Here is a 12,477-nt window from a genome sequence, read left to right as displayed (position 1 = left end):
GCTCGCGATTCAATTGAGCCGGAAAAGATCGCAGCCTGCGGCAGCTCCTACGGTGCCGAACATTATTCGGCGTTACACAACGCCAGGCAGTTATCCAGCATGCGGTTGGAGAAGCCCCATTCGTTGTCATACCAGGCCAGTACCTTGAGCAGCTTGCCGCTGGCCTTGGTGTGGTTGGCGTCGAAGATCGACGACAGCGGATTGTGGTTGAAGTCACTGGAGACCAGCGGCAGGGTGTTGTAGCCGAGGATCTTCGAATGCTGGCTGGCATGGCGCAGCAGTTCGTTGACTTCTTCGGCCGACGCCTCGCGCTTGAGCTGCACGGTCAGGTCCACCAGGGACACGTTGATCACCGGTACACGCACCGCCATGCCGGTCAACTTGCCCGCCAGTTCCGGCAGCACCAGGCCCACCGCTTCGGCGGCGCCGGTCTTGCTCGGGATCATGTTCTGGGTGGCTGAGCGGGCGCGGTACGGGTCGCTGTGGTAGACGTCGGTCAGGTTCTGGTCGTTGGTGTAGGCATGGATGGTGGTCATCAGGCCACTTTCGATGCCCAGCTCGCGGTGCAGCACCTGGGCCACCGGGGCCAGGCAGTTGGTGGTGCACGAAGCGTTGGAGATGATCTGGTGGGACTGGCGCAGGATGTCGTGGTTCACGCCATACACGACGGTGGCATCGGCACCCTTGGCCGGGGCCGAGATGATCACCTTGCGGGCACCGGCGCTGATATGCGCGGCAGCCTTGGCACGGTCGGTAAACAGGCCAGTGCATTCGAACACGACGTCGATCTTCTCGGCTGCCCAGGGCAGTTCGGCCGGGTTGCGAATGGCGCTGACCGAGATGCGGTCGCCATTGACCGTCAGGCTTTCGTGATCATGCTGCACATCAGCATCGAACGTGCCGTGCACGGTGTCGAACTTGAGCAGATGGGCATTGATGGCACTGTCACCCAGGTCGTTGATGGCGACGATCTGCAGGTCGCGACGATAGCCTTGGGTATACAGTGCACGGAGGACGTTGCGGCCGATGCGGCCAAAACCATTGATTGCGATTCGAAGAGTCATTAACTGCGCCGCCGTCGATTTGTTGTTGGAATTACAAGATTATTCGCATAAAAATAGAAAACAAGCCTTTTTAGTGGCAATATTTTGTTTTATCTACAACGAGTGACCTGAATCAACTGGTCCGAATGGTCAGAAACCGTCTGTCGCCTCGCCCTTCACACAGCGTGCAGCGGGCTTTTGACCAGCATAGACAATCAGGTCGCCACACCCGTTAGCCTGGAGTTCTACACATGCATCCCCGCGTCCTTGAGGTCACCGAACGGCTTATCGCCCGCAGCCGCGCCACGCGTCAGGCTTACCTTGCATTGATCCACGGTGCAGCCAGCGACGGTCCGATGCGCGGCAAGCTGCAGTGCGCCAACTTCGCGCACGGCGTAGCTGGTTGCGGCACCGAAGACAAGCATCACCTGCGGATGATGAACGCCGCCAACATCGCCATCGTGTCGTCCTATAACGACATGCTTTCGGCCCACCAGCCCTACGAAACCTTCCCGGAACAGATCAAGAAAGCCCTGCGCGAGATCGGCTCGGTCGGTCAGTTCGCCGGTGGCACGCCCGCGATGTGCGACGGGGTGACCCAGGGCGAGGCGGGGATGGAACTGAGCCTGCCGAGCCGTGAAGTGATCGCGCTCTCCACGGCGGTGGCGCTGTCCCACAACATGTTCGACGGCGCACTGATGCTCGGCATCTGCGACAAGATCGTGCCGGGCCTGATGATGGGCGCGCTACGTTTCGGCCACTTGCCGACGATCTTCGTGCCGGGCGGGCCGATGGTCTCGGGCATTTCCAACAAGGAAAAAGCCGACGTGCGTCAGCGCTATGCCGAAGGCAAGGCCACCCGCGAAGAGTTGCTGGAATCGGAGATGAAGTCCTACCACAGCCCCGGCACCTGTACCTTCTACGGCACCGCCAACACCAACCAGTTGTTGATGGAAGTGATGGGCCTGCACTTGCCGGGCGCCTCGTTTGTCAATCCGAACACGCCGTTGCGCGATGCCCTGACCCGTGAGGCGGCGTTCCAGGTCACGCGCATGACCAAGCAAAGCGGCAACTTCATGCCCATCGGCGAAATCGTCGATGAGCGCTCGCTGGTCAATTCCATCGTCGCGTTGCATGCCACTGGCGGCTCCACCAATCACACCCTGCACATGCCGGCCATCGCCATGGCGGCGGGTATCCAGTTGACCTGGCAGGACATGGCCGACCTCTCCGAGGTGGTGCCGACCCTGAGCCACGTCTACCCGAACGGCAAGGCCGACATCAACCACTTCCAGGCAGCGGGCGGCATGTCGTTCCTGATCCGTGAGTTGCTGGAAGCCGGTTTGCTCCACGAAAACGTCAACACCGTGCTCGGTCACGGCCTGAGCCGCTACACCCAGGAGCCGTTCCTCGAGGATGGCGAGCTGGTGTGGCGCGACGGCCCGATCGAAAGCCTCGACGAAAACATCCTGCGCCCGGTGGCTCGTGCGTTCTCGTCTGAAGGCGGCCTGCGGGTGATGGAAGGCAACCTGGGCCGTGGGGTGATGAAGGTCTCCGCCGTGGCCTTGGAAAACCAGGTTGTCGAAGCCCCGGCCATGGTCTTCCAGGATCAGCAGGATTTGGCGGACGCGTTCAAGGCCGGCCTGCTGGAAAAAGATTTTGTCGCGGTGATGCGCTTCCAGGGGCCGCGCTCCAATGGCATGCCCGAGCTGCACAAGATGACGCCGTTCCTCGGCGTATTGCAGGACCGTGGCTTCAAAGTGGCGCTGGTGACTGACGGGCGCATGTCCGGCGCGTCAGGGAAAATCCCGGCGGCCATTCATGTCAGCCCCGAGGCTTATGTCGGCGGTGCGTTGGCCCGGGTGCAGGAGGGCGATATCATCCGTGTCGATGGCGTCAAAGGCACCTTGGAATTGAAGGTGGACGCCGAGGAATTCGCCGCGCGCGAGCCTGCCAAGGGCCTGTTGGGCAACAACATCGGCACCGGTCGCGAGCTGTTCGGTTTCATGCGCATGGCCTTCAGCTCGGCGGAGCAGGGCGCCAGCGCCTTCACTTCTGCCCTGGAGACGATTAATTGAAACTGGCTTTGGTCGGTGACATCGGTGGGACCAACGCACGCTTTGCGTTGTGGAAAAACCACACCCCGGAAAACATCCAGGTGCTGGCAACGGCGGATTATGCCTGCCCGGAAGATGCCATTCAGGTGTACCTGAGCGGCCTGGGCCTGAAGCCGGGCGCCATCGGTTCGGTGTGCCTGTCGGTGGCCGGTCCCGTGAGTGGCGATGAGTTTCGCTTCACCAACAATCACTGGCGCCTGAGCAACCTGGCGTTCTGCCAGACCTTGCAGGTGGAAAAGTTGTTGCTGGTCAACGATTTCTCGGCCATGGCCCTGGGCATGACCCGCCTGCGTCCCGATGAATACCGGGTCGTGTGCGAAGGCACCCCGGAGCCGTTGCGTCCGGCGGTGGTGATAGGGCCGGGCACCGGGCTGGGCGTCGGTACGCTTTTGGATTTGGGCGAAGGCCGTTTCGCGGCATTGCCGGGGGAGGGCGGTCATGTCGACCTGCCTATGAGCAGCCCGCGGGAAACCCAGTTGTGGCAGCACATCTACAACGAAATCGGCCACGTCAGCGCCGAAACCGCCCTGAGCGGCAGCGGTTTGCCTCGAGTGTACCGGGCCATTTGCGCGGTGGACGGCCATGTGCCGGTGCTCGACACCCCCGAATCCATCACCGCCGCTGGCCTGGCTGGCGACCCGATTGCCCTGGAAGTGCTCGAGCAGTTCTGCCGCTGGCTGGGACGCGTGGCCGGCAACAATGTGTTGACGCTGGGCGCGCGCGGCGGTGTCTACATCGTCGGTGGCGTGGTCCCGCGGTTTGCCGACTTCTTCCTCGAAAGTGGTTTTGCCCGCTGCTTCGCCGACAAGGGCTGCATGAGCGATTACTTCAAGGGCATTCCGGTCTGGCTGGTGACCGCGCCGTACTCGGGCCTGATGGGCGCGGGCGTGGCGTTGGAGCAAAGTTAAGACCGCGTCGCTTGCATCGCGGGCAAGCCTTGCTCCCACAAGATCTGTTTGATCTTGTGGGGAGTACTGTGGGAGCAAAGCTTGCTCGCGATAAGGTCCGAACAGGCGATAAAAAACTCGATGTCCATCAGGCATAATCGCTCCCATTCAAACAACAAGGACGAGGCCCGTGAGTTCAGTGAACAAATCGATTTTGTTGGTCGACGACGACCAGGAGATTCGCGAACTGCTGGACACTTACCTCAGCCGTGCGGGTTTCCAGGTGCGGACCACGCCCGACGGCGCGGGCTTTCGCCAGGCACTGAACGATGCGCCGAGCGACCTGGTGATCCTTGATGTGATGTTGCCCGACGAAGACGGCTTCAGTCTTTGCCGCTGGGTTCGCCAGCACCCGCGCCAGGCTCATGTGCCGATCATCATGCTCACCGCCAGTTCCGACGAGGCCGACCGGGTCATTGGTCTTGAGCTGGGCGCCGATGATTATCTGGGCAAGCCGTTCAGCCCGCGTGAATTGCAGGCGCGCATCAAGGCACTGCTGCGTCGGGCGCAATTCGGCCAGGAACGCGCCGGCGGCGAAGTTCTGGCTTTCGATGAATGGCGGCTGGACATGGTCAGCCATCGGCTGTTTCACACCGACGGTGAAGAAGTGATTCTCTCCGGTGCCGACTTCGCCTTGCTCAAGTTGTTTCTCGACCATCCCCAGGAAATCCTCGACCGCGACACCATCGGCAATGCGACCCGTGGTCGTGAGTTGATGCCCCTGGACCGGATCGTCGACATGGCGGTCAGTCGTCTGCGCCAGCGCCTGCGCGACACCGAGAAGCCGCCGCGGCTGATTCGAACGGTGCGCGGCAGCGGGTATCAACTGGCGGCCAGTGTGGTTGCCAGCAATGGTCATTGACTGGATCAAGCGAGTAGCCCGACGGGTGCCGGTACCGCGCTCGTTGCTCGGGCGGATGCTGTTGCTGACCTTGCTGGTGGTGCTATTCGCCCAGACTCTCTCCAGCCTGATCTGGGTCGCGCAACTGCGCGCCACCCAGCTCGAAGGCCTGGTCACCAGCGCCCGCAGCCTGGCCCATTCGATGACCGCCAGCGTCAGTTATTTGCGTTCGCTGCCGGTGGCGTACCGGCCATTGGTGCTGGACCAGTTGCGCAGCATGGGCGGTACGCGGTTTGTCGTCACCCTCAACGATAAGCCCCTGGGCATGGACGTGCTGCCAGTCACGCCGCGCAAGCTGGCGGTGCTCAAGGCAGTGGACGATGTGCTGCGCCGTTCGTTGGGCAATAGCGCCGATATCTCGGTGAATTTTGTCAGCCCCGACGACCTGCGAATTTTCAACGCCGGGCTCAAGCTCGATGAGTTGCCCCGTTCATGGGCTCACTACGCCTTGACCCTGGAGCCGGTGAACCCGCCGGTGCTGGTCACGCAGATCCAGATGGCGCCGGGAGAATGGCTGTACATCGCCTCGTTGCTGCCCGAACCCTACACCAGCCTTGAAGAGCAAGACCTGCCCAAGCAACAGGTCGGTTTCATCGTGCTCACCAGCAGCCTGTTGCTGCTGTTCATCGGCTTGCTGGTGCACTGGCAGAGCCGGCCTCTCAAGCGTTTGGCCCGGGCCGCGCGGGACATGTCCCTGGGCGCCGAAGTGGAGCCGGTGGCCGAGGGCGGCGGCAGCGAAGTGGTGGAGGTGGGGCGGGCGTTCAATGCCATGCGCGAACGCATCAGCCGTTACCTGACTGAACGCAGCCAGTTGTTCAGCGCGATCTCCCACGACTTGCGCACGCCGATCACCCGCTTGCGGTTGCGGGTCGAGCTGCTGGAGGACGAAAACCTGCAGGCCAAGTTCGGCCGCGACCTGGATGAATTGGAGCTGCTGGTCAAAGGCGCGCTGCAATGCGTCAAGGACACCGACATCCACGAAAACATCGAGCCGGTGGACCTCAACCATGTACTCGATTGCCTGGTCGAACCTTACCTGGCGCCCAACGGCAACGGCCGTGTGACCCAGGATGGCCGGGCGCTGGCGCCGTATCCCGGCAAGCCGCTGGCCCTCAAGCGCTGCATCGGCAACCTGATCGACAACGCCTTGAAATACGGACAGAACGCCCACCTGCACATCGATGACGATGAAACCGCGTTCATCCTGCACGTCGACGATGAAGGCCCCGGCGTGCCGGAACAGCGCCTGGAGCAAGTCTTCGAACCACACTTCCGCCTCGCCGGGCAGCAGCAAGGCTATGGCCTGGGCCTGGGCATCGCCCGCAACATCGCCCACAGCCATGGCGGGGAAGTGAGCCTGCAGAACCTGCGTGAAGGGGGGTTGCGGGTGACATTGCAGTTGCCGCGCAGTGTGGATTGATCAGATCGCGTTATCGTTCTTCGCGAGCAAGCCCGCTCCCACACTGGATCTTCGGCGCCTCACGACTCCCTGTGGGAGCGAGCTTGCTCGCGATGGCGCCAGTAGCCTCAACGCCTCCCTCAGGTAAATGTCACAACTCGGTGACATAACTCGCCCCTTTCGTTACCTGCCCCTCGCCATCCCTTGTTTAGACTCCCTGCGTCAAAACAACAAAAAAGGTACCACCCAATGGACACCTTCCAACCGGCCTTCAGCAGTTGGCTGAACGCCCCTGCCCACCAGCAATGGCTTGCCGATGAAGGCTTGCGGTTGCTGGCGTTCGCCAAGGCGTCGAAGCTGGCGAACGGCTTTGGCAACCTGGACGAGTGCGGCCACCTGCCGGCCGATGCTTGGGCCGAGACCATGAACACTGCGCGCATGACGCACAGCTTTGCCATGGCCCACATCCAGGGCCTGCCGGGGTTTGCCGAGCTGGTGGATCACGGCGTCCAGGCGCTGAGCGGTCCCTTGCGCGACGCCGAGCACGGTGGCTGGTTTGCCACGACGCGGCCTGATGAAGACGGCGCGGGCAAGGCGGCCTACCTGCATGCATTCGTTGCCCTGGCGGCCAGTTCCGCAGTAGTGGCCCAGCGTCCCGGCGCCCAGGCATTGCTGGACGAAGCGGTGCGGATCATCGATGAGCATTTCTGGAGCGAAGAAGAGGGTGCGCTACGCGAATCCTTCAACCGCGACTGGAGCGAGGAAGAGGCCTATCGCGGCGCCAACAGCAACATGCACGCCACCGAAGCCTTCCTCGCCCTGGCCGATGCCACCAACGACCCACGCTGGCTGGCCCGCGCCCTGCACATCGTCGAACGGGTGATCCATCACCATGCCGCCGCCAACGACTACCTGGTGGTGGAGCATTTTGACCGTCACTGGCAGCCGTTGCGCGAATACAACCAGGACAATCCTGCCGATGGTTTTCGCCCCTATGGCACCACCCCTGGCCACGGCTTCGAATGGGCGCGGCTGCTGCTGCACCTCGAAGCCGCACGGGTCCAGATCGGCATGCTGACCCCAGGTTGGCTGGCCCAGGACGCGCAAAAACTCTTCGACCAGAACTGCCGCCACGGCTGGGACGTCGATGGTGCGCCGGGCATTGTCTACACCCTGGATTGGGACAACCGCGCCGTGGTTCGCCATCGCCTGCATTGGGTCCACGCCGAAGCGGCGGCCGCTGCCAGCGCCTTGCTCAAGCGCACCGACGAGGCGAAGTACGAAGCCTGGTACCGGCGATTCTGGGAGTTCTGTGACAAACATTTCATCGACCGCTGCAACGGCAGCTGGCATCACGAACTCGATCCGCAAAATTGCCCCAGCGCCGACATCTGGCCGGGCAAGCCGGACCTGTATCACGCCTGGCAGGCGGTCTTGATTCCGCGCCTGCCCCTGGCACCGAGCATGGCGTCAGCCCTGGCGCGGTTATCCAGACCTTCACCTGTGTAACCATGTCGTGACATTTGCACGTCCCTTCGTTACCTGCGAAGGGATTCCCTCTGATTAGAATCCATGCAGCGCAAGCACCAGACTTGCATGCATAACAACAAGAAAGGTACTTCTAGATGAATGCGATTTCTCGCCTCGCTACTGTCATTTCTCTTGCTTCCCTGCTTCCCGTCGCAGCATTCCCTGTCACCACCTTGGCCGCTGAATCCAAAGGTTCCGTGGAAGTCGTCCACTGGTGGACGTCGGGTGGCGAAAAAGCCGCGGTCGATGTGCTCAAGGCCCAGGTAGAAAAAGACGGCTTTACCTGGAAGGACGGCGCTGTTGCCGGTGGCGGCGGTTCCACTGCCATGACCGTACTCAAGAGCCGTGCCGTGGCCGGCAACCCACCGGGCGTCGCCCAGATCAAGGGCCCGGACATCCAGGAATGGGCGTCCACCGGGCTGCTCGACACCGACATCCTCAAAGACGTTGCCAAGGCCGAGAAGTGGGACAGCCTGCTCGACAAGAAAGTCTCCGATACCGTGAAGTACGAAGGTGACTACGTCGCCGTGCCGGTGAACATCCACCGCGTCAACTGGCTGTGGATCAACCCGGAAGTCTTCAAGAAAGCCGGCATCACCAAGAACCCGACCACCCTCGAAGAATTCTACGCAGCCGGCGACAAGCTCAAGGCCGCGGGCTTTATTGCGCTCGCCCACGGTGGCCAGCCTTGGCAGGACAGCACCGTTTTCGAAGCCGTGGTGCTCTCGGTCATGGGCGCTGATGGCTACAAGAAAGCCCTGGTCGACCTGGACAACAAGGCCCTGACCGGTCCGGAAATGGTCAAGGCGCTGACCGAGCTGAAGAAAGTCGCGACCTACATGGACGTCGACGGCAAGGGCCAGGACTGGAACCTGGAAGCAGCCAAGGTCATCAACGGCAAGGCCGGCATGCAGATCATGGGTGACTGGGCCAAGAGCGAGTGGACCGCGGCGAAGAAAGTCGCCGGCAAGGACTACGAGTGCGTTGCCTTCCCGGGCACCGACAAGGCCTTCACCTACAACATCGACTCCCTGGCGGTGTTCAAGCAGAAAGACAAGGGTACTGCGGCTGGCCAGCAGGACATCGCCAAGGTCGTGTTGGGCGAGAACTTCCAGAAAGTCTTCAGCATCAACAAGGGCTCGATCCCGGTGCGTAACGACATGCTCGGCGACATGGCCAAGTACGGCTTCGATTCCTGCGCCCAGACCGCTGCCAAGGACTTCCTGGCGGACGCCAAGTCCGGCGGCCTGCAGCCAAGCATGGCGCACAACATGGCGACCACGCTGGCGGTACAGGGGGCGTTCTTCGATGTGGTGACCAACTACATCAACGACCCGAAAGCCGACCCTGCCGATGCTGCCAAGAAACTGGGCGCAGCGGTCCAGTCAGCGAAGTAACTGTTAGCTGCGCAGGCCCCTGTGGGTAAGCCTGTGGGAGCAAGGCTCGCTCGCGATGAACGATAACGCGGTCACTCGAAAGACCGAGGCGCCTTCATCGCGAGCAAGCTCAGCTCCCACACAAGCTCGCTCCCACACAGGGAATGTTTTGTAGTCTTTTTCTCTTGTACTGGATCTTCCCATGAGTTCTGTTGCTGTGTTCAGCAAGGCCTCGCCGTTCGATGCGTTGCAGCGCTGGCTACCAAAGTTGGTGCTGGCGCCGAGCATGTTCATCGTTCTGGTGGGCTTCTATGGCTATATCTTGTGGACGTTCGTCCTGTCGTTCACCACTTCGACGTTCTTGCCCAACTACAAATGGGCAGGCCTGGCGCAATACGCCCGGCTATGGGACAACGACCGCTGGTGGGTGGCAAGCAAGAACCTGGCGCTGTTCGGCGGCCTGTTCATCGGCATTACCTTGGTGATCGGCGTGTTGCTGGCGGTGTTCCTCGACCAGCGCATTCGTCGCGAAGGTTTCATCCGCACCGTTTACCTGTACCCGATGGCGCTCTCGATGATCGTCACCGGTACGGCCTGGAAATGGCTGCTCAACCCGGGCATGGGCCTGGACAAATTGTTGCGTGACTGGGGGTGGGAAGGCTTCCGCCTGGATTGGCTGATCGACCCGGATCGCGTGGTGTACTGCCTCGTGATCGCGGCCGTGTGGCAGGCCTCGGGCTTCATCATGGCGATGTTCCTGGCCGGCCTGCGGGGTGTTGATCAATCGATCATTCGTGCCGCGCAGATCGACGGCGCAAGCATGCCGCGCATCTACTGGAAAGTGGTGCTGCCGAGCCTGCGTCCGGTGTTCTTCAGCGCCGTGATGATCCTGGCGCACATCGCGATCAAGAGCTTCGACCTGGTGGCCGCGATGACGGCCGGCGGCCCGGGTTATTCCTCCGACCTGCCTGCCATGTTCATGTATTCCTTCACGTTCAGTCGCGGCCAGATGGGCATGGGCTCGGCCAGTGCAATCCTGATGCTCGGTGCGATTCTCGCAATCATCGTGCCTTACCTGTACTCCGAGCTGAGGACCAAGCGTCATGACTAGTCTCGCTGCCAAACCTTCCATCAGCCTGAGTCGTATCGCGATCTACGCGGTGCTGATCCTCGCCGTATTGCTTTACCTGGTGCCGTTGGTGGTCATGCTGTTGACCAGCTTCAAGACGCCGGAAGACATCAGCACCGGCAACCTGCTGAGCTGGCCGACCGTGGTCAGCGGCATCGGCTGGGTCAAGGCCTGGGCCACCGTCGACGGCTACTTCTGGAACTCGATCAAGATCACCGTCCCGGCGGTGCTGATCTCTACCGCCATTGGTGCCTTGAACGGCTACGTGTTGTCGATGTGGCGTTTTCGCGGTTCGCAGTTGTTCTTCGGCCTGTTGCTGTTCGGTTGCTTCCTGCCGTTCCAGACCGTCCTGCTGCCGGCCTCGTTCACCCTCGGCAAGATGGGCCTGGCCAGTACCACCACGGGCCTGGTGTTCGTGCACGTGGTCTACGGCCTGGCATTCACCACGCTGTTCTTTCGCAACTACTACGTCAGCATTCCCGATGCACTGGTAAAAGCTGCGCGACTGGACGGTGCAGGGTTCTTCACCATCTTCCGGCGGATCATCCTGCCGATGTCCACCCCGATCATCATGGTCTGCCTGATCTGGCAGTTCACGCAGATCTGGAACGACTTCCTGTTCGGCGTGGTGTTCTCCAGCGGTGATTCGCAGCCCATCACGGTGGCGCTGAACAACTTGGTCAACACCAGTACCGGGGCCAAGGAATACAACGTGGACATGGCGGCGGCGATGATCGCCGGACTGCCGACCCTGCTGGTCTATGTGGTCGCAGGCAAGTATTTCGTGCGCGGTCTGACGGCCGGCGCAGTCAAGGGGTAATCATGGCAACGCTCGAACTTCGCAACGTAAACAAGACCTATGGTGCCGGCCTGCCGGACACCCTGAAGAACATTGAGTTGTCGATCAAGGACGGTGAGTTCCTGATCCTCGTCGGGCCTTCGGGCTGCGGCAAGTCGACGCTGATGAACTGCATCGCGGGCCTTGAGACCATCACCGGTGGCGCGATCATGATCGGCGACCAGGATGTCAGCGGCATGAGCCCGAAGGATCGCGACATCGCCATGGTGTTCCAGTCCTACGCGCTGTACCCGACCATGAGCGTGCGCGAGAACATCGAGTTCGGCCTGAAAATCCGCAAGATGAACCAGGCCGCCATCGACGAAGAAGTCACCCGCGTGGCCAAGCTGCTGCAAATCGAACACCTGCTCAATCGCAAGCCCGGCCAGCTTTCCGGTGGCCAGCAACAGCGCGTGGCCATGGGGCGGGCACTGGCGCGGCGGCCGAAGATCTACCTGTTCGACGAACCGCTGTCCAACCTCGACGCCAAGCTGCGGGTCGAGATGCGTACCGAAATGAAACTGATGCACCAGCGCCTGAAGACCACCACGGTCTACGTGACCCACGACCAGATCGAAGCCATGACCCTGGGCGACAAAGTGGCGGTGATGAAGGACGGGATCATCCAGCAGTTCGGTACGCCGAAAGACATCTACACCAACCCGGCCAACCTGTTCGTGGCGAGCTTCATCGGTTCGCCACCGATGAACTTCATCCCGCTGCGCCTGCAACGCAAGGACGGTCGCCTGCTGGCTCTGCTCGATAGCGGCCAGGCCCGTTGCGAACTGCCGATGGACATGCAGGACGCCGGCCTGGAAGACCGCGAAGTGATCCTGGGCATGCGCCCGGAGCAGATCATGCTGGCGGGCAGCGAGCCCAATGGCTTGCCGACCATTCGCGCCGAAGTCCAGGTCACCGAACCCACCGGGCCGGACACCCTGGTGTTCGTCAACCTCAATGACACCAAGGTCTGCTGCCGCCTGGCGCCGGACTTGGCGCCGCAAGTCGGGGAGACCCTGACGTTGCAATTCGATCCATCGAAAGTGCTGTTGTTCGACGCCAAGTCCGGCGAACGCCTGGGCGTGGCCGGCCAGCCGCAAACAGATGCCCGGACGGCCAACGTGGCGCAGTTCAAAGGCCGGTGAAGAACAGGTGTGGGAGAGGGCTTTGCTCCCCCCAAAAAAGAGTATGCGGTGG

Annotated in this window: 10 protein-coding genes; 9 read left to right on the top strand and 1 reads right to left on the bottom strand. The window is 61.7% G+C overall.

What is annotated here, in order from left to right; all coding sequences use genetic code 11:
- Nucleotides 1–62: 62 nt before the first annotated feature.
- Nucleotides 63–1,064 (bottom strand): type I glyceraldehyde-3-phosphate dehydrogenase, encoded by a 1,002-nt coding sequence (gene gap / locus AC09SL_RS19960; RefSeq protein ID WP_003184623.1) that lies wholly within the window; start codon nt 1,062–1,064, stop codon nt 63–65.
- A gap of 230 nt (nt 1,065–1,294) precedes the next feature.
- Here gap and edd point away from each other — a divergent pair, with 230 nt between their 5' ends.
- From edd to AC09SL_RS19915, 9 genes are all read left to right on the top strand, one after another.
- Nucleotides 1,295–3,121: a phosphogluconate dehydratase gene (edd, locus tag AC09SL_RS19955; RefSeq protein ID WP_058543980.1), complete on the top strand. Its 1,827-nt coding sequence runs from the start codon at nt 1,295–1,297 to the stop codon at nt 3,119–3,121.
- Nucleotides 3,118–4,068 (top strand): glucokinase, encoded by a 951-nt coding sequence (locus AC09SL_RS19950; RefSeq protein WP_058543981.1) that lies wholly within the window; start codon nt 3,118–3,120, stop codon nt 4,066–4,068. Before edd ends, AC09SL_RS19950 begins: the two co-directional genes overlap by 4 nt.
- 169 nt (nt 4,069–4,237) lie before the next feature.
- On the top strand, nt 4,238–4,969 hold the full coding sequence (locus AC09SL_RS19945) for a response regulator (protein WP_058543982.1): 732 nt from the start codon (nt 4,238–4,240) through the stop codon (nt 4,967–4,969).
- Complete coding sequence (locus tag AC09SL_RS19940; RefSeq protein WP_064107044.1) at nt 4,959–6,428, top strand: ATP-binding protein; 1,470 nt, start codon at nt 4,959–4,961, stop codon at nt 6,426–6,428. Before AC09SL_RS19945 ends, AC09SL_RS19940 begins: the two co-directional genes overlap by 11 nt.
- Nucleotides 6,429–6,656: 228 nt before the next feature.
- The gene (locus tag AC09SL_RS19935) at nt 6,657–7,916 is read left to right on the top strand and encodes a D-mannose isomerase (RefSeq protein WP_058545750.1); all 1,260 of its coding nucleotides are present in this window, start codon (nt 6,657–6,659) and stop codon (nt 7,914–7,916) included.
- Between the two features lie 116 nt (nt 7,917–8,032).
- Nucleotides 8,033–9,334, top strand: a complete 1,302-nt coding sequence (locus AC09SL_RS19930; RefSeq protein WP_058545749.1) for an ABC transporter substrate-binding protein — start codon at nt 8,033–8,035, stop codon at nt 9,332–9,334.
- A gap of 181 nt (nt 9,335–9,515) precedes the next feature.
- Nucleotides 9,516–10,424: a carbohydrate ABC transporter permease gene (locus AC09SL_RS19925; RefSeq protein WP_058545748.1), complete on the top strand. Its 909-nt coding sequence runs from the start codon at nt 9,516–9,518 to the stop codon at nt 10,422–10,424.
- Complete coding sequence (locus AC09SL_RS19920; RefSeq protein WP_003198539.1) at nt 10,417–11,262, top strand: carbohydrate ABC transporter permease; 846 nt, start codon at nt 10,417–10,419, stop codon at nt 11,260–11,262. The genes AC09SL_RS19925 and AC09SL_RS19920 overlap by 8 nt, the downstream gene beginning before the upstream one ends.
- Nucleotides 11,263–11,264: 2 nt before the next feature.
- A complete protein-coding gene (locus tag AC09SL_RS19915) occupies nt 11,265–12,425 on the top strand; it encodes an ABC transporter ATP-binding protein (protein WP_058545747.1) in 1,161 nt (386 codons plus the stop codon).
- The last annotated feature ends 52 nt before the right edge of the window (nt 12,426–12,477 follow it).

It is taken from the genome of Pseudomonas sp. PF05, from assembly GCF_056521845.1.
The sequence above is the reverse complement of the archived record's forward strand: the minus strand, read 5'-3'. Positions and strand labels throughout refer to the sequence as shown.

What these genes read in the sequence shown, in the direction of transcription:
- gap (WP_003184623.1), bottom strand. Translation starts at nt 1,064, where the DNA reads ATGACTCTTCGAATCGCAATCAATGGTTTTGGCCGCATCGGCCGCAAC.
- edd (WP_058543980.1), top strand. Translation starts at nt 1,295, where the DNA reads ATGCATCCCCGCGTCCTTGAGGTCACCGAACGGCTTATCGCCCGCAGC.
- AC09SL_RS19940 (WP_064107044.1), top strand. Translation starts at nt 4,959, where the DNA reads ATGGTCATTGACTGGATCAAGCGAGTAGCCCGACGGGTGCCGGTACCG.
- AC09SL_RS19935 (WP_058545750.1), top strand. Translation starts at nt 6,657, where the DNA reads ATGGACACCTTCCAACCGGCCTTCAGCAGTTGGCTGAACGCCCCTGCC.
- AC09SL_RS19930 (WP_058545749.1), top strand. Translation starts at nt 8,033, where the DNA reads ATGAATGCGATTTCTCGCCTCGCTACTGTCATTTCTCTTGCTTCCCTG.
- AC09SL_RS19925 (WP_058545748.1), top strand. Translation starts at nt 9,516, where the DNA reads ATGAGTTCTGTTGCTGTGTTCAGCAAGGCCTCGCCGTTCGATGCGTTG.
- AC09SL_RS19920 (WP_003198539.1), top strand. Translation starts at nt 10,417, where the DNA reads ATGACTAGTCTCGCTGCCAAACCTTCCATCAGCCTGAGTCGTATCGCG.
- AC09SL_RS19915 (WP_058545747.1), top strand. Translation starts at nt 11,265, where the DNA reads ATGGCAACGCTCGAACTTCGCAACGTAAACAAGACCTATGGTGCCGGC.